Consider the following 15,740-nt stretch of genomic DNA (forward strand, 5'->3'; position numbering starts at 1 on the left):
GGCATGGCCGACGCGCTTGAAGTGAACTTGAGTATTGCTCCGTCAGCTATTCACGTGTCTGAAGTATGCAAGTCGACCATGGTCGCTGACAGAGATGGTCCGCCTGCGCTGGTCTGCGTCGTCCTTTGTATATGTGACCAAATGCGCTGCCTTCAGCTTGTCGATTCTGATGAGCAACGGCGGCATGGCTTTATATCCAAAATCGGCAAAGTCGCTTGGGCTACACGTGCCGGCTTTCTCCCTGAGGAGTTTGTCGAACACTTTCCAGTCAGCCGATGTCAAGTCGTGCGCATACGCAGAGTAGACACGGTCAGCCTCCACCTTGATCGACTCTTCGAATTTGTCGTCTCTTTTTTTGTCATCGAGCAGGACGAGAGCTTCAGGATCCTGGCCAAATGCGTACCGCTCTGAAAGATTCAGTGCATAGCGCAAGTTCTGCCCGATTGAGGCGTAGAGGTGCGCGAAAGCCTTTTCGGAAACCGGGACCACGGCGTCGTCACGGTTTTTCAGCGCGTCGGCGCGGGCCGCGATCACACCCGGGACAAGACTGTGGTCGAGGGGTAACACTTCAATCGGATCGAGGAAAACGCCTGTCATTTTCGGGCTCGCGTATGCGGCCCGAATCATGCCTTGTGCTCCACTGATAAGCCAGCGTAGGCCAGGCCGTTTGAAGAGCGCGTCCCTCAGCGGCTCCATCACGCTCAGCGCAGTTTCGCTGTCGCGCAATTCTTCGAGGTTGTCGAGAAAGCAGATCACCCCACCGGACGCGCGATCAGGGAATAGCTGGGCCAGCCATTCGTCGACTATGTCAAGAATTCCTGATTCCGAGAACCCGGACGAAGTATTGGGAGTCCGATTGCGACCGCCCGATAAGCCGCCGCCTTGGCCCAAAATGCTAGCACTCACTCCGCCAGACCATCCGCCCGCCTCAGGCGCTTGCAGCCAGCGCTTGACCGCCTCGATCCCGGCGAGTGTTCGTCCCTCCTGTTTTAGTTTGCCCGCGCTCTCCACCAAGGTGGCCGCCACGGCTCGCATGGTTTTCTGCTCAAAGCTTTCGCGTGAGTCGTCCGGACGGAGGCTGAGTCGGATTTTCATGGGAATAAATAGGGGACCGCCATTTGCACGCCATTGGGCCGCGTCCCATGCAGCCGCGGCAGCCAGACTGGTCTTTCCAACGCCAAAGTCTCCTTCAAGTGCCACGACGCTGGCGCCGCCGCTCAGCTGACGCGAAATCAATTTGAGTTCGCTACCCCGACCAACCAGGAGTCGTCGCCCTTCCGCTGAGAGCTCAATAGGATCGGTCGAATAGGGGTTGCCCCGAAACCCGTATTCCCACCAAATTGACGTTGGCATATTCATAGAACCCCCAGATGCTCGTATTGAAACCGTATCCTAGGGCCTCGACGCCAGGCGTCCTTTTTCTTGCTTTAGGACACTCGACTCCACCCCCGCTCAGAGGCACACGACAGGGCCTCCGCGTTCCAAAAGTATGTCCAAAAGCTTGCGTCTCATAACTGATATTCAGTAGACATATGAGACACGCTAGGATGAAATTGGACATGAGCAACCAAAGACAGCAGCTCGGCTACGTACGCGTCAGCACGAGCAAGCAGACAACAGACCAACAGCACGACGCCCTCAAGGCCGCCGGAGTGACCCGGATCTTCGAGGACGTGATGAGCGGAGCCAAAAAGGACCGGGCCGGACTCCAAGCCCTCCTTGCGTACGCGCGTGAGGGCGACACGATCACCGTCGTCGCACTCGACCGCCTCGGCAGGAGCATGACCCACGTCATCCTCACCATCGAGGAACTCCAAGAGCGAGGCATCCTCCTCCGCTCCCTCCGAGAGGGAGTCGACTTCTCGCAGCCCCTCGGCAAGATGCTGGCGGGCATCTTTGCCTCCATGGCCGAGTACGAGCGGGCCCCCATTAAGGAACGGGCCGACGCCGCGCGTGAAGCTGCACGTGCCCGCGGCAAGCAGACGGGACGACCTCGGGCCCTCGATCGACCCAAGATCGAGCGGGCCTGGAGCCTCCGAGAGGCCGGCTTCACGCCGTCCGAGATCGCCGCTTCCCTCAAGGTGAGCCGCGCCACCTTCTACCGCGCCTTCGACTCAGCCCGCGAACTGGCATCCGCCTAACCCACCCACAAGTCACTGCTGTGGGGTCGCCCGACGAGTCCATAAGGCGGTGACGACACCCAACCAACCGCCACCACGTGATGACACCAGCCTCTTAGCGGGTGAGAAACCCCTTCGACGGCGGGTGATTCCGGCCGAGAACGCTGAGACCCGCGTACGGACGGCTCACTCGCCCGTAGACACATTGGCGGTCAATCACCGCTGGTGCTGCGGCACCCAGCTCTCATCGAAAGACAACGCCATGCCAACGAAAAATGAAAGTGATTCTCCCCGTCCGCCTCGCCGACGTCGGCGCAAGTTCGGCAGCGTGAGGCGGACTAGTGCTGGTCGGTACCAAGCTCGTTACCCAAGTCCCGACGGTTCCGGCGCGATGCTCAACGGACCATCGACCTTCCGCACGCAGAAGGAGGCCGACGCCTTTCTCAACCGGGTTCAAGTCCAGATCGAAGACGACCGGTGGAACGACCCTCGGAAGAAGGCTCCTACGCTCCGTGAGTACATTCCGCATTTCCATGACAATCGTGAGGGTCGAGGCGGGGGCCGCATTAAGCCGCGGACACTTGAACTCTCCGACTCTCAGTTCAAGAACTACATCCTTCCAACGTTCGGCGACAAACCGCTAGATCAGATCACGGCATACGCCGTGAACGCTTGGTACAGCTCGCTGCCAGAGCGTCCCACCCTTCGTCGACAGTGCTACTCGTTGCTGAAGGCGCTGATGAATTCGGCCGTCGGGGAGGACACGATCACTGGACCGAACCCATGTCGGAAGAAGTCCGCCGGACAGAACAAGTACGACGAACGGCCCTACTTTCACTCGGCCAGGTGGAGGCCGTCATTGGTCTGCTCCCGCCCCACGTCCGGGCCCTCGCACTTGTTGCGTTCAACGCTCACCTTCGGCTGGGTGAGGTGCTGGCTCTCCGTTGCAGCGACATCGACCTGGAGCGGGCGCGTGTGCGAGTCGCCCTTGGTGTGACCGAGACGAAGGACGGCCAACACGAGGGGCAGACAAAGACCGCTTCGCAGCGCCTCATCGACGTGGATCGTGAGACCGTGGCGCTCTTGGCGCAGATACTCAGCCTCCGCGACCCGCTCTCAGACGAGCGTCTGTTCCGCCGCCCTGACGGGAGAGTGCTGCGTCATCAGCATGTCCAGAGAGCCTGGTCGAATGCCCGAGCCTCGGTCGGACTTCCAGCCCTCCACTTCCACGACCTGCGGCACGTTGGGCTAACCATGATCGCTGAGACGGGGGCTCCGCTCTCGGTTCTGAAGCATCGGGCCGGGCATGGAACGATCCAGGCAGCAATGAACTACCAGCATCGGGCCACCGAGCGTGGAGCCCAGGAGGCTGAGCTGTTCGCGAAACGAAAGCTGGAGGAGCGTCAACGGGTAGTGCTCGAGCGACAGGCCAAGTTGAAGGACGACGAAGGGGATCAACTGCCTGTGTAACGGCACACCGAATGGCACGGCTTCGAGAAAAGGCAACTTGCCCGCTCCGAGGACCGTGCCATTTCGCGGTTCTGCCTACAAATACAGGCATCTGTGTGTGGAGCGAGTGACGGGAATCGAACCCGCGCTACCAGCTTGGGAAGCTGGAGTTCTACCATTGAACTACACTCGCGCGGCAGCGCCCCAGGGGGCACAGCAGGTCCAGCATACCGAACGAGGGCGGTACGCGACGCACTGCGGCTGCACCGCGAGGCGGAGGTGTGACGGCAGGGTGCAGGGTCGGCGGACTTGGCGGAGGGCCCGGCAGATTGCGTCGGGAGGGGCATCCCACGCTCTCGCTGTTTCTGCCAAAGCGCGCCTGACCAGGGCTGGAGTCACGGCCGAAGCAATGGCCCCTGAAAAGCGCAGCGGCGTAATGGACGCTTAATTCGCAGGCCACGCAGGCGAAACGCGCCGGGCGCTTACTTGAACCCATGATCGTCACAGTCGTCGCCGGCAATCCCAAGCCCGCCTCCCGCACCCTCGATGCCGCCCGGCACGTTGCCGAGGCGCTGGCCGGGCGCGCTCCCGACAGTGAGGTCGACGTCGTCACCCTCGGGCCGTCGCTGCTCGGGTGGGGTGACGAGACGGTGAAGGCGGCCGTCGAGACCGTCGCGGGGTCCGACCTCGTGATCGTGGCGTCTCCTACGTACAAGGCGACGTACACGGGAGTGCTGAAGTGCTTCCTCGACCAGATCGCCGGAGCCACCGGCCTCAAGGGCGTCACCGTCGTGCCGCTCATGCTCGGCGCCGGACCCGCCCACGCCCTGGCGCCGGACGTGTTCCTCAAGCCGGTGCTCGTCGAACTCGGCGCCACCGTGCCGGTGCAGGGGCTGTACCTGAACGAGAAGACGTACGACGAGCCCGACGCCTACACGCACTGGCTCGACCTGTGGAAGGACATCGTGCTCGCCTCGGCCACGGCATCCACCTCGGCCTCGGTGAAGCGCGCATGACGGGCGACCGGAGCCAGGCTCGCGACGCGATCCACGCCGGCGACAACGGCATCGCCCGCGCCTTCGACCTCCTCGCCGCCGACCACCCCGATGCGGCCGCCCGTGTGAAGAGCGCCTTCGGGGCGTTCCCCTCCGGCGTCGCCGCCCTCTGCGCGGTGGTGGACGGCGTGAAGGTGGGGATGGTCGCCTCCTCGTTCAGCGTCGGCGTCTCGTTCGATCCGCCGATGGTGATGTTCTCGGTACAGGACTCCTCGACGACGTGGCCGGTGTTGAAGCAGGCCGAGCGGATCGGCATCTCGATCCTCGGCTCCGCCCACGACGCCGCCTGTTACCAGCTCTCGTCGCGCAAGGGCGACCGGTTCGCCGGCCTCGACGTGCAGGAGCTCGACAGCGGCGCGATCTTCGTGCACGACGCCGCCGTCTGGCTCGAATGCGTGATCCGCAGCGAGATCCCGGCCGGCGACCACCACGTCGTCGTGCTCGAGGTGACCTCGCTCCGAGTGGCCGAGGGGCAGGAGCCGCTCGTCTACCACGGCACCCGCTTCCGCCAGCTGCGGGCGGTCTCGTGACCCTTTGACCTCGGCGCGGCCCTTCCCCCGGGGCTGCGCAGGCGCGGTGGCCTGGCCCCGCGACGACCTCTTCGGCCCGAGCGGCGCGACCGTTTCGGGCGGACGCACCGATCCCACCGACGCTCGCGACTCCTCCTCTCCGCGAGCGTCGTGCTCGGGCCGAAGACGTCGTGAAGGCGATCCCCCGATCGTCGCCTCGCTCCGCTCCCTCGTCGAAGGGTGGGCGGAGGCTCGGCCCGACGGCCCCGGCGCACTCTCCTCCTGAGGTGCGGCGGGGTCGTCGTCGTCCGTAGGTGTGGGGGCGGGCTCGGGCTCGCTGCGACCGACGGGCCGGCGGCGCGACCGACTGGCCGGCGTCCCCGACAGGCTGGCCAGCGGCGCGACCGACTGGGCGAAGGCCCGACCGACGGGCTACAGGATCGAGACGATCCGCACGTCGACGGACGCCGGCGGCAGCGACGGTTCGAGGGCGAGGCGAGCGAGGATGCCCGTGGCGACCGCCCGGACGACCGACGGCCCCGAGGCGGAACCGTCGATCGCCACGTCGAGTTCGACGAGGGTGGAGGCCTCGGTCACCGTCAGCGCGACGTCGGGCTCGCGAGGCGCGGCGGTTTCTGCGCTGTCGGCGCCCGATCCGGACGACCCCGGCAGCGCACCCCCGACGGCCGATGTCAACCCGCTCCCCACGGCCGACGTCAACCCGCCGAGCACCCGCTTCGCCAGGCGCCCGACACCCGGCCGGGCCTGCACCCGTGCCACGCCGGGAACACCAGCCACCAGGTCGCCGAGCTCGAGCGCCAGGCTCTGTACGAACGAGGCGTTGCTCACCGCGCGACCTCCTCGTCGAGAAGGTGCACGTCGCCGATCACGATGTCGACGGCCGTCACGGCGAGCTCGGTGTGCAGCAGCAGTGCGGCACCCACGGCTTCGCGCACGTCGTCGGCCATGGCCGGAACGAACTCGCCCCGCAGCGCACTGATGGTCACTTCGACGCGGACGGGCGCATCGGGCGTCGTCACGTCGCCGTCGAGTGCGCACGAGATGACGACCGCGCCGGAGATCGAGTCGCCGGCCTCGCGGACGAGCCCGCGGACCGCGCCCTCCGTCATGTGGAGCGAGACGACGCCCGCGCCGGACTCGGCTCCGAGGGGGACGCCCAGGGGGATGTCGCGGCCGGCTCGGGATTCGAGGCGCACCCGGTCCATCACGCCGGAGAACCAGCTCGGGTCCGGTTCGGGCTGGGCGGCGGCATCGTCGTAGACGAGGCGGCCCGAGAGGGTACGCAGCCGCTGCAGGGCGGCGAGCTGGGAAGCGGTCGAGGGGTCGTCCTCGATGGCCGGGTCGTACGGAACACGCCCGCGATCGAGGTAGTCGGACAATCGCTCCAGCGTCACGGTGTCGCTCATCTCCACGCCTCCATCTCTCGGGTCAGGGTCTCTCGTGCTCGTGCCAGTTGGCCGCGCGCCGCCGTCGTCGTGATGCCGAGGTGTTCGGCGATCTCGCCGTACGACTCTCCGCCGACCTCGCGCAGCAGCCAACTCTGGCGCTGCAGGGCGGGCAGACGGTCGAGCGCCTTCGCGAGCCCGGCCATGGCATCGGCCGTTCCGGCGAGCCGGGCGGGATCGTCGGCGTCCGAGACGGGCAGCGAGGCGACGACGGCCTCGTCGTCGACGTCGGAGGCGGGCTTGCGCGAGCGGATCAGGTCGAACGACTTGCGCGAGACGATCTTCATCATCCAGCCGCGCACGGCATCCGGCGTCGTGAGGTTGGGCAGCTCGCGCCACACGGCCACCGACGCCTCCTGTACCGCGTCGCCGGCATCCGCGCGTGAGCCCGTGAGGCGGGTGGCGTAAGCGGTCATGAGGGAGAGGTGACGACGGAGCAGCACTTCGAAAGCGCGCTCGTCACCCTCGGCGGCTCGACGGGCGAGGATGCCGTCGGAGAGAAGCGACAGGTCTTGCCGACCCGGCGGCGTGCGCACGGGAGGTGGCGGGACGGGGGGAGCAGCGACGTTCACCCGTTCATGAAACTCCCACGGGCCGGGAAAGCCCCGGGGCGGCGGCTTCGAGAGTCGCAGGGCGGACATTTAGAAAGTCGCGGCGCGGCCCTGTCGGACGCCCCGGCGCGGCCTTCTCGAAATCGCCTCCGAAAAACTTTCGACGGATTCCGTGACGTTTCCGATCCTGGTGGCGTCTCATCACCAAGACCACAGCAACCACCCCTGAGGAGCACCGAAATGGCCGACAACAAGCCCACCCCCACCGTCACCACCCCGAGCCGAGTGGACAAGGCCCCGACGCCCGTCACCACGACCGTGGGCACGACGCCCTCCGCCACGACCACGTCGACCGCGGCCGGCAAGACCACCATTGCCGACTCGGTCATCTCCAAGGTCGCCGGCATCGCGGCCCGTGAGGTCCCCGGCGTCTTCGCTCTCGGTGGAGGCGCGGCTCGTGCCTTCGGCGCCATCCGCGACGTGATCGGCTCGACCGACCTGTCGCAGGGCGTCCGTGTCGAGGTCGGCGAGACCCAGGTCGCCGCCGACGTCACCATCGTCGTCGAGTACCCCACCCCGATGAACGCCGTCGCCGAGCAGGTCCGCACCGCCGTGGCCCAGGCCATCGAGCAGCTCGTCGGCATGCAGGTCGCCGAGATCAACGTCGCCATCAACGACGTCCACATCCCCGGTGACGACGACGACAACGAGCAGGCCGAAAGCCGCGTCCAGTGACTGCCACCACGACCGGCATCGCGATCGGAGCCGTTCTCGGCATCGTCGCGGTCGCCTTCGGATTCTGGGCGTTCATCCTCGTCGCCGTCTTCATGGCCGTCGGTGCCATCGTCGGACGCATCGTCGCCGGCAAGCTCGACGTCTCCAGCCTCGTCGACGTGATCCGCGGACGGCGCTCCTCCTCATGACCGACCCCCAGACCGCTGTTCCCGGCGACGACGCCACGGGAGCGGCCCTTCGCGGGTGGTCGCCGGATCCTGATTCCCCGGCGGCCACCCTTCCCCTCGCCCGTGGCCCGATCATCCCCGGCCACATCAGCATCGCCCCCCGCGCGCTGACGAAGGTCGGCAGCGCCGTCGTCGCCGAGGCGCTCGACGTGAACCCTCATGCGGTTCGCGTCGGTGCCCGCGACGACGACGGAAACCTGGCCCTCCAGGTGGAGACGACCATGCGCATCCCCCCGCTCTCGGCTGACGTCGAGATCGAGGGCGGTGGGGTCCTCGCCACCGTGCGGAACCTCCAGCGCACCGTCACCACGCGCGTCCACGACATCACGGGGCGTGCCGTCTCCCGGGTCGACGTGACCGTCACCGGCAGCGAACTCGACCGAACGGAGCGCGTCCGATGACGCTCACCACAGACAAGATCGACGACAGAGACGGGGATGCCCCGCGGCGCCTCGACGGGCCCGCCTCGTCGGCCGCCCCCGTCTCCGCCTCGACGTACCGACGCATCCTCCGTCGCGAGACCCACTCGTCCCGCTCCGGTGCCGCCGTCGTCTTCCTGATCGTGCTGCTGCTCGTCGCGGCCTACGTCGGCACCGAGGCGGTCTATGCCGCCTTGAACCGGAAGCCGCTGCTGTTCTCGCCGACCGACGTGCTCTCCACCCTCGTCTCCGCGGTGTCCACCGAAGGCGGCCTCGTGCTCGCCGTCGGCATCGCGACCGGCGTCCTCGGCATCATCCTGCTGATCATCGCCTTCACCGCCGGTCGCCGCGGGCGTCACACGGTCGACGACTCGCGAGTCGCCGTCGTCGTCGACGACCAGGTGATCGCCGCATCGCTCGCTCACCGGGCCCGCCTCGCGGGATCCCTCGCACCGGGCCAGGTCAACGCCTGGGTCGCCCGCAGCCACGCTCGCATCACGGTCACGCCCGCCTCGGGTGCGGCGGTCGACGAGGAGTCGCTGCTCGCCGCGAGCCGCGCCGAACTCGACGGCGTCGCCTACCGACCCGCGGTCATCCCGACCACCCGTGTCACCCCCAGCGGAAGGCTCGGCGCATGACCACCTCGAACAGATTCCTCAACCGGCTCTTCCTCGCCGTCACCGGCCTGATCGTGCTCGCGGTCGGTGTGTTCCTCGTGCTCGTCGCGCTGCCCGGCAACGTGCTGCTCTCCTGGACCAAGTCCGCCCGCGGCCAGGTCGCGACCTCGCTGCGCGACACCCCGCTGACCGGTTTCGGTGCGACGGGCGGAAGCTGGCTCACCGGCCTCCTCGCCGTGCTGTGCCTCGTCGTCGTGATCGTTGCCCTCGTGGCGATCTTCACCCGGGGTCGCGGTCGCATCGACCGCATCCTCGAGTCCGACGACACCTCCGGTCGCATCGAGATCTCCTCCCGCTTCGCGGAGACCGCGATCGTCGACGCCCTCTCGGACCGCCGCGACGTGACCTCGGTCGCCGTCACCGCCTACCGCCTCAAGAAGGCGCCGGCGCTGAAAGTCCGCCTCCGGGTCACTGCTGGCTCGTCGCCGAAGCCCGTCATCGAGGCCGCCTCGGGAGTCGTGCAGGGTCTCGACCGCGTGCTCGGCGAAGACAAGCTGATCCCGGTGCTGCTCGAGGTCGTCGGCGCTTCCGCCGTGCGCCCCGGTGCGGACTCGCGGGTCGTCTGAGCGGTTCTCGCCGCAGTTGTTCCAGCCGAGGGGTCGGCCGCTTGTGCGGTCGGCCCTTCGGCGTTCGCGCTGCCGTGTCTTTGCCCGTCCGTCCGCTCGTCCTGTCCGCCCGCGCGTCCCGTCCGCCCCATCGTCCCCGTCGCAATTCGCGAGCGATCCGGCACCCGACTCCCGCAAACCCCGGCGTGTCCGTGACCGGCGGCCAGAATCACTCGCGAATTGCGCACCCAACGCAACACGCAGCGCCCCGAGCGACCGCGACGTCAGAGCGCCAACAGCAGCTTCCCGATGTGCCCGGAGGACTCCATGCGGCGGTGTGCATCCCCCGCCTCGTCGAGTCGATAGACGCGATCGATCACGGGATGCACGAGCCCGCTCTCGATCAGCGGCCACACGTGCTCGCGGACGCCTCCGACGATCTCGATCTTCTCCGGCAGCGGCCGCGCTCGCAGCGTGGTCCCCCAGATGCGCCCCCGCTTGGCCATGAGCTTGCCGAGCGCGAAAGTGCTTTCGCCTCCGCTCTGGTTCGCGATGACCATGATCCGGCCGTTCGTCGCGAGCGCCTCGACGTTGCGGGCGAGGTAGTCGCCTCCGACCAGGTCGAGCACGACGTCGGCGCCGCGACCGCCCGTCACCTCGCGCACGACCGACACGAAGTCCTGCTCCTTGTAGTCGACGCCGACCGCGCCGAGGCTCTCGCAGAAGGCCACCTTCTCCGGGCTTCCGGCGGTGGCGACGACGGGGGATCCGAGAGCTCGCGCGATCTGGATCGCCATCGTCCCGATTCCGCTCGTGCCTCCATGGACGAGCAGCGTCTCACCCGGCTGAAGCTGCGCATTGAGGAACACGTTCGACCACACGGTCGCGGCCACCTCCGGCAATCCCGCCGCGTCGACGAGGTCGACGGTGTTCGGTTTCGGGAGCACGAGCCCGGCGTCGACAGTGGCGAACTCGGCGTAGCCGCCACCGGGCAGCAGGGCGCACACCTCGTCGCCGACCTTCCAGCCGGTCACCGACGGGCCGACCTCCTCGATCAGGCCGCTGACCTCCATGCCGAGGATCTCCGACGCTCCGGCGGGCGGCGGGTAATGCCCCTCGCGCTGGTTGAGGTCGGCTCGATTGAGGCCGGCGGCGGAGACCCGGACGAGTACTTCGCCGTCGCTCGGGGTGGGGCGAGGAGCCTCGCCCAGGGTGAGGACCTCGGGGCCGCCGTCTTCGGATCTCAGGATTGCGCGCATCCCACGATCTTGCTCCTCCGGCTCGCTTTTCGAATATTTCGGTAACATCGTGAGGAGGAAAGGTTCATCAATGACCGTGCATGATCAGAAACGGCGCTCCAAGACGTATCTCCCTGACGACTCGAACCACGACGCATTCGAAGACTTCGTGCAACAGCTCGAACACTTCGCCAACAAGCAGACGCGTCTCACTTCGGCCGAGGGCGACGAGGTTCTTCTTCCGGAGCCTCTTTTCGACGTCTTGAGGCGCGTCGCGAACGCCTTGGCGTCAGGGCATGGTGTGACCGTGATGCCGCAGGCGACCCGCTTGACCACACAACAGGCCGCAGAGATATTGGGAACCTCGCGTCCGACCCTCATCAAATTACTGGAGGGCGGTTCGATCCCCTTCGAATTGGTGGGGCGCCACCGGCGTGTGACTCTCAGCGACCTCGACGACTACAGAGCGCAAGCCGCCGCCGACCGGCGGGCTCTTCTCCGCCGCATCGCCCGAGAGGGGCAGGCGGAGGGCATGCTCGACGTGACGGCCGACGACCTTCCCCCACGCTGATCACGAATGGCGTTTCCCGTCTTCTTCGATACGTGCGCGGTGTTCGGCGCGCTGCTCAACGACCTTTTCCTCCGACTGGCGGATGCCGGCGCTTTTCGTCCTCTTTGGTCAGCGCACGTCATGGAGGAGCTGGAACGGAATCTGGCCTCTCGCGTCAATGAACGCGCGGCTCGCAGTCGAGTCGACGCAATGAGGAGGGCCTTTCCCGATGCGCTCGTGTCGGGCTATGACGACCTCATCGAGTCGATGACCTGCGACGTCAAAGACCGTCATGTCCTGGCCGCTGCGGTCCGATCGAATGCAGAGGTGGTCGTGACCTTCAATCTGCGGGACTTTCCCCACTCGTCGACGGCACCCTATGAACTCGAGGTGGTCCATCCTGATGCCTTCCTCCTCGACCAGCTCGACCTCTTCCCCTCGCTCGTCGTGTCCGTGCTCGATGATCTTGCGAGCGCCTACGAGAGGCCTGCCCTCACCGTCGATCAAGTCGTCAACCTTCTCGAGCGACAGGTTCCTGAATTCGCCGTCGCTGTTCGTGACTACCTCTGATCTCGTCCCGCGTCTCGAGGAGGCCTGTGAGCTCGACGCCCGCCAGTAGGCTGGCCGCGTGCTGCTCTCCGACCGCGACATCAAGGCCGAGCTCGACCTCGGCCGCATCGGCCTCGACCCGTACGACCCGGGTCTGATCCAGCCGTCGAGCATCGACGTGCGACTCGACCGGTTCTTCCGGCTGTTCGACAACCACAAGTACCCCTACATCGATCCGGCCGAAGACCAGCCCGAGCTGACGCACCTGGTCGAGGTGGCACCGGACGAGCCGTTCATCCTGCACCCGGGCGAATTCGTGCTCGGCTCCACCTACGAGCTGGTCACGCTGCCGGACGACATCGCGGCGCGCCTCGAGGGCAAGAGCTCGCTCGGGAGGCTCGGGCTTCTGACGCACTCGACCGCCGGCTTCGTCGACCCCGGGTTCTCGGGGCACGTGACCCTCGAGCTGTCGAACGTGGCGACCCTGCCGATCAAGCTCTGGCCGGGCATGAAGATCGGGCAGATCTGCTACTTCCGCCTGTCGTCGCCGGCCGAGAACCCCTACGGCTCGTCCGTGTACGGCAGCCGCTACCAGGGCCAGCGCGGCCCGACGGCGTCGCGCTCGTTCCAGAACTTCACCGCGACCGACACGGGTGCCGCGCCGTCGTCTGCCCGCGAGTAGGTGCTGATCCGCCCGCGAGGAGCGGCCGCCGCCCCACGTATGGCGGACTACGCGACGTGCCGCGGCGCGTGGAGATGGCCGCGATACGTATAGCGGCACCGGCGCCACCGGCGGCACCGGCGCCACCGGCGGCACCGGCGGCACCGTTGGCACGAGCGGCACTGCGCCGCGCCGCGCCCGAAGCAGCGCACGAGCCCCGCGGCTCAGACGGGCCAGGCCTCCAGCTGCCACCCGAGCCACGGGCTCCACGCGAACGGGGCCGCCGCGACCGAGGCCCGGAGGTCGTCCGGGGAGATCCACGCCCACTCCGCCACCTCGAGCGCGGACGGTGACGGCGAGCCGACCGCTGTCGCCGTGAAGACGGGGCAGATCTCGTTCTCGACGATGCCCGAGGCGTCGGTCGCGCGGTAGCGGAAGTCGGGGAGGATCGAGCGGACGTCGCGGACCTCCATGCCCAGCTCTTGGAACGCGCGTCGCCCGACCGCTTCGAGGGGGGTCTCGCCGGGGGCCGGATGGCCGCAGAACGAGTTGGTCCAGACGCCGGGCCAGGTGGCCTTCGTCAGGGCGCGTCGGGTGACCAGGACCTCGCCGTCGTCATTGACGACGTGGCAGCTGAACGCGAGATGCAGGGGAGTGGACGCCGTGTGGACGGTGGCCTTGAGGCTCGTTCCGACGGGGGAGCCGTCGTCGTCGACGAGCACCACGAACTCGTCGTCGACGCCCGCCGAAACAAAGCTGTCGACGCCCGTCGAAACAGGGCTGTCGACACTCGCCGGAGCAGCCGACGAGGTGGGGGGAGACGCGCTCGCGAGAGGCCGGAGAGGTGCCTGAGAGTCGGGGTTCATAGCGCGGTAGTCTGCCTGAATGGATGGTGATCACCTGCTCGCGGCGACGCGAGCCAGGCCTGGCGTTTCGACGGGGGTCGTTTCGACGAGCATCGCCGACCCCGACGCGGTGAAGACCTCCAACGAGGCTCGCTCCGAAGAGGTCGACGCCGTCCTCGACGACTTCTTCAGTCTAGCCAAGCGTCGCGCGAACGCGGTCAGCCAGCGGTACGGCGACCTGTGGGAGGTCCTCGAGCGCAACAGCGTCGGCGGCAAGCGCTTCCGGCCCCGCCTCGTCATCGCCGCGTACGAGGCGCTCGGCGGCGAAGACCGCGAGGCCTGCGCCCGGGTCGGCGCCGCGTTCGAGTTGCTGCACACCGCCCTCATCGTCCACGATGACGTCATCGACCGCGACTTCTCCCGGCGGGGCATCCCCAACGTCTCCGGTTCCTACCGTGACGAGGCGACCACCGCCGGCATCTCCACCCCGCAGGCCGAGCACCGGGGGATGAGCGCCGCGGTCATCGCAGGCGACCTCGCCCTGTCGGGTGCGAGCCGGCTCCTCCTCGGGCTGACCTGCGACGAGGTGTGCAAGTCGCGCCTCCTCGACATCCTCGACGAGGCCATCTTCGCGAGCGCCGGCGGCGAGCTGCTCGACGTCGAGCTGTCCCTCGCGCCCGAGGTGCCCACCGTGGCCGAGGTGCTCGACATGGAGCGCGCGAAGACGGCCGTCTACTCGTTCGAGGCCCCGCTCATGGCTGGTGCCGTGCTCGCCGGTGCGGACGCCGCCGTGGTCGACTCCCTGGAGGAGTTCGGTCGCGAGGTCGGCATCGCCTACCAGATCGTCGACGATCTCCTCGGGGTCTTCGGCGACGAGGAGGCGACCGGCAAGACGACGCTCGGCGACCTCCGCGAGGGCAAGCGCACCGTCCTCGTCGCTTACGCCGCCGCTACCGACGACTGGTTCGCCATCCGCCCGTTCATCGGCAAATCCGACCTCACGGTCGCCGAGGCCGAGCACGTCCGCGCCCGGCTCGTGTCGTGCGGTGCCCGCGACCTCGCCGAGCGGCTCATCGACGAGCACGCCTCGCGCGGCCTCGCGGTGCTGGGCCGCCCGGAGATCCCCGACGACCTCCGCCAGGTGCTCACCCCCATCGTCGAAACCGTCTTGGCGAGGGTCCGATGACAGTCGCACCCCGCCCGACGTCCCGCCCCGCATCTCACCGAAAGAACCGTCGATGACTCGCCTCGCCCTGTACTCGAAGGTCGCCGAAGAGACCTCGAGCGGGGTGATCCGCCGCTACTCGACGTCGTTCGGCCTCGCATCCCGCCTTCTCGGCTCCCGGGTGCGCCAGCACGTCGAGAACATCTACGCGCTGGTCCGCGTCGCCGACGAGATCGTCGACGGTCCGGCCGTCGAGGCCGGCCTCGACAGCGAGGCCGCACGCCGCCTGCTCGACGACTTCGAGCGCGAGACGCTGCAGGCGATCGAGTTCGGTTTCAGCGCCAACCTCGTGGTGCACGCCTTCGCCCTGACCGCCCGCAAGACCGGCTTCGGCGCCGACCTCGTCACCCCGTTCTTCGACTCGATGCGCAGCGACCTCAGCGAGACCGAGCACGACAGGGCCTCTTTCGACCGCTACGTGTACGGCTCGGCCGAGGTGGTCGGGCTGATGTGCCTCCGCGCCTTCGTCTACGGGCACGACTACGACGACGTCACGCAGGCGCGCCTCGAGCACGGCGCCCGTGCCCTCGGCGCCGCGTTCCAGAAGGTCAACTTCCTGCGCGATCTCGCCGACGACTTCCAGACGCTCGGGCGCAGCTACTTCCCCGGCATCGACCCGTCGTCGTTCACCGACGCCGAACGCGACGTGCTGGTGGCCGACATCGACGCCGACCTCCGCGTGTCCGGCGCCATCATCCCGAGCCTGCCCTCGAGTTCGCGCCGCGCCGTCGCCCTCGCCCACGGGTTGTTCGCCGAGCTCAACCGCCGCCTCGAGGTCACTCCCGCGAGCGAGCTGATGCGCTCGCGCGTCCGCGTGCCGAACCCCGTCAAGCTCCGCATCGCCGCCGCCTCCGCGGCCGGCCGCATCTCGGAGATCCCCCCGGCCGAGAAGCACGAGGTCCCCGCGTGAGCGCCCGCA

20 protein-coding genes, 1 tRNA gene and 1 pseudogene are annotated in these 15,740 nt (G+C 67.7%); 15 read left to right on the forward strand and 7 right to left on the reverse strand.

Translation table 11 applies throughout. From position 1 onward, the window contains the following. Positions 1-42: 42 nt before the first annotated feature. Positions 43-1,236 carry a MarR family winged helix-turn-helix transcriptional regulator gene (locus tag ABEA39_RS12115; RefSeq protein ID WP_345376151.1) on the reverse strand — a complete coding sequence of 398 codons (1,194 nt, stop codon included), beginning with the start codon at positions 1,234-1,236 and terminating at the stop codon, positions 43-45. A gap of 323 nt (positions 1,237-1,559) precedes the next feature. Between ABEA39_RS12115 and ABEA39_RS12120 the strand changes: the two genes are divergently transcribed. The 3 genes and pseudogenes from ABEA39_RS12120 to ABEA39_RS12125 all read left to right on the forward strand — a co-directional run bounded on the left by ABEA39_RS12120 (position 1,560) and on the right by ABEA39_RS12125 (position 3,590). After that, a complete protein-coding gene (locus ABEA39_RS12120) occupies positions 1,560-2,141 on the forward strand; it encodes a recombinase family protein (protein ID WP_345376152.1) in 582 nt (193 codons plus the stop codon). 370 nt (positions 2,142-2,511) lie between these two features. Beyond that, positions 2,512-2,796, forward strand: a pseudogene (locus ABEA39_RS18845) (tyrosine-type recombinase/integrase); the annotation flags it as partial. 170 nt (positions 2,797-2,966) lie between these two features. Then, positions 2,967-3,590: a tyrosine-type recombinase/integrase gene (locus ABEA39_RS12125; protein WP_345376153.1), complete on the forward strand. Its 624-nt coding sequence runs from the start codon at positions 2,967-2,969 to the stop codon at positions 3,588-3,590. 98 nt (positions 3,591-3,688) lie between these two features. On the opposite strand, the gene ABEA39_RS12130 is transcribed toward ABEA39_RS12125, so the two are convergent. After that, positions 3,689-3,762 (reverse strand) — tRNA-Gly (locus ABEA39_RS12130). Positions 3,763-4,063: 301 nt separating this feature from the next. Here ABEA39_RS12130 and ABEA39_RS12135 point away from each other — a divergent pair. After that, entirely contained in the window at positions 4,064-4,585 is a 522-nt protein-coding gene (locus ABEA39_RS12135; RefSeq protein WP_345376154.1) for an NADPH-dependent FMN reductase, read from the forward strand. Then, on the forward strand, positions 4,522-5,154 hold the full coding sequence (locus ABEA39_RS12140) for a flavin reductase family protein (RefSeq protein WP_345376156.1): 633 nt from the start codon (positions 4,522-4,524) through the stop codon (positions 5,152-5,154). The genes ABEA39_RS12135 and ABEA39_RS12140 overlap by 64 nt, the downstream gene beginning before the upstream one ends. Positions 5,155-5,565: 411 nt before the next feature. Here the strand turns inward: ABEA39_RS12140 and ABEA39_RS12145 are convergent, their stop codons facing one another. Genes ABEA39_RS12145 through ABEA39_RS12155 form a run of 3 tightly spaced genes read right to left on the reverse strand, consistent with a single transcriptional unit; the run spans position 5,566 to position 7,135 of the window. After that, entirely contained in the window at positions 5,566-5,982 is a 417-nt protein-coding gene (locus tag ABEA39_RS12145) for a hypothetical protein (protein ID WP_345376157.1), read from the reverse strand. Continuing rightward, complete coding sequence (locus ABEA39_RS12150; RefSeq protein WP_345376158.1) at positions 5,979-6,560, reverse strand: Asp23/Gls24 family envelope stress response protein; 582 nt, start codon at positions 6,558-6,560, stop codon at positions 5,979-5,981. The genes ABEA39_RS12145 and ABEA39_RS12150 overlap by 4 nt, the downstream gene beginning before the upstream one ends. Further along, positions 6,557-7,135, reverse strand: a complete 579-nt coding sequence (locus ABEA39_RS12155) for an RNA polymerase sigma factor (RefSeq protein ID WP_345376159.1) — start codon at positions 7,133-7,135, stop codon at positions 6,557-6,559. Before ABEA39_RS12155 ends, ABEA39_RS12150 begins: the two co-directional genes overlap by 4 nt. Positions 7,136-7,390: 255 nt before the next feature. Between ABEA39_RS12155 and ABEA39_RS12160 the strand changes: the two genes are divergently transcribed. Genes ABEA39_RS12160 through ABEA39_RS12180 form a run of 5 tightly spaced genes read left to right on the forward strand, consistent with a single transcriptional unit; the run spans position 7,391 to position 9,774 of the window. Beyond that, entirely contained in the window at positions 7,391-7,885 is a 495-nt protein-coding gene (locus ABEA39_RS12160; protein ID WP_345376160.1) for an Asp23/Gls24 family envelope stress response protein, read from the forward strand. Continuing rightward, positions 7,882-8,073 carry a DUF2273 domain-containing protein gene (locus ABEA39_RS12165; RefSeq protein ID WP_345376161.1) on the forward strand — a complete coding sequence of 64 codons (192 nt, stop codon included), beginning with the start codon at positions 7,882-7,884 and terminating at the stop codon, positions 8,071-8,073. The genes ABEA39_RS12160 and ABEA39_RS12165 overlap by 4 nt, the downstream gene beginning before the upstream one ends. Then, positions 8,070-8,513, forward strand: coding sequence for a hypothetical protein (locus ABEA39_RS12170; protein WP_345376162.1), 444 nt, complete (start codon positions 8,070-8,072; stop codon positions 8,511-8,513). The genes ABEA39_RS12165 and ABEA39_RS12170 overlap by 4 nt, the downstream gene beginning before the upstream one ends. Then, on the forward strand, positions 8,510-9,169 hold the full coding sequence (locus ABEA39_RS12175; protein ID WP_345376163.1) for a hypothetical protein: 660 nt from the start codon (positions 8,510-8,512) through the stop codon (positions 9,167-9,169). The genes ABEA39_RS12170 and ABEA39_RS12175 overlap by 4 nt, the downstream gene beginning before the upstream one ends. Continuing rightward, positions 9,166-9,774, forward strand: a complete 609-nt coding sequence (locus ABEA39_RS12180; RefSeq protein ID WP_345376164.1) for a hypothetical protein — start codon at positions 9,166-9,168, stop codon at positions 9,772-9,774. Before ABEA39_RS12175 ends, ABEA39_RS12180 begins: the two co-directional genes overlap by 4 nt. A gap of 263 nt (positions 9,775-10,037) precedes the next feature. Here the strand turns inward: ABEA39_RS12180 and ABEA39_RS12185 are convergent, their stop codons facing one another. After that, positions 10,038-11,012: an NAD(P)H-quinone oxidoreductase gene (locus ABEA39_RS12185; RefSeq protein WP_345376165.1), complete on the reverse strand. Its 975-nt coding sequence runs from the start codon at positions 11,010-11,012 to the stop codon at positions 10,038-10,040. Positions 11,013-11,082: 70 nt separating this feature from the next. Here ABEA39_RS12185 and ABEA39_RS12190 point away from each other — a divergent pair, with 70 nt between their 5' ends. From ABEA39_RS12190 to dcd, 3 genes are read left to right on the forward strand one after another with little or no spacing between them, the layout of a single operon-like run. Further along, positions 11,083-11,562: a helix-turn-helix domain-containing protein gene (locus ABEA39_RS12190; protein WP_345376166.1), complete on the forward strand. Its 480-nt coding sequence runs from the start codon at positions 11,083-11,085 to the stop codon at positions 11,560-11,562. Between the two features lie 6 nt (positions 11,563-11,568). Continuing rightward, the gene (locus tag ABEA39_RS12195) at positions 11,569-12,111 is read left to right on the forward strand and encodes a PIN domain-containing protein (protein WP_345376167.1); all 543 of its coding nucleotides are present in this window, start codon (positions 11,569-11,571) and stop codon (positions 12,109-12,111) included. 58 nt (positions 12,112-12,169) lie between these two features. Further along, a complete protein-coding gene (dcd, locus tag ABEA39_RS12200; RefSeq protein ID WP_345376168.1) occupies positions 12,170-12,772 on the forward strand; it encodes a dCTP deaminase in 603 nt (200 codons plus the stop codon). 203 nt (positions 12,773-12,975) lie between these two features. On the opposite strand, the gene idi is transcribed toward dcd, so the two are convergent. After that, positions 12,976-13,617: an isopentenyl-diphosphate Delta-isomerase gene (idi, locus tag ABEA39_RS12205; RefSeq protein WP_345376169.1), complete on the reverse strand. Its 642-nt coding sequence runs from the start codon at positions 13,615-13,617 to the stop codon at positions 12,976-12,978. Positions 13,618-13,636: 19 nt separating this feature from the next. Here idi and ABEA39_RS12210 point away from each other — a divergent pair, with 19 nt between their 5' ends. Both ABEA39_RS12210 and ABEA39_RS12215 read left to right on the forward strand, forming a co-directional pair. Continuing rightward, positions 13,637-14,782 (forward strand): polyprenyl synthetase family protein, encoded by a 1,146-nt coding sequence (locus tag ABEA39_RS12210; RefSeq protein WP_345376170.1) that lies wholly within the window; start codon positions 13,637-13,639, stop codon positions 14,780-14,782. 52 nt (positions 14,783-14,834) lie between these two features. Continuing rightward, positions 14,835-15,731: a phytoene/squalene synthase family protein gene (locus tag ABEA39_RS12215; RefSeq protein WP_345376171.1), complete on the forward strand. Its 897-nt coding sequence runs from the start codon at positions 14,835-14,837 to the stop codon at positions 15,729-15,731. Positions 15,732-15,740: the final 9 nt, after the last annotated feature.

This window comes from Frondihabitans cladoniiphilus, from assembly GCF_039544345.1.
GTDB classification, from domain to species: Bacteria; Actinomycetota; Actinomycetes; order Actinomycetales; family Microbacteriaceae; genus Frondihabitans; species Frondihabitans cladoniiphilus.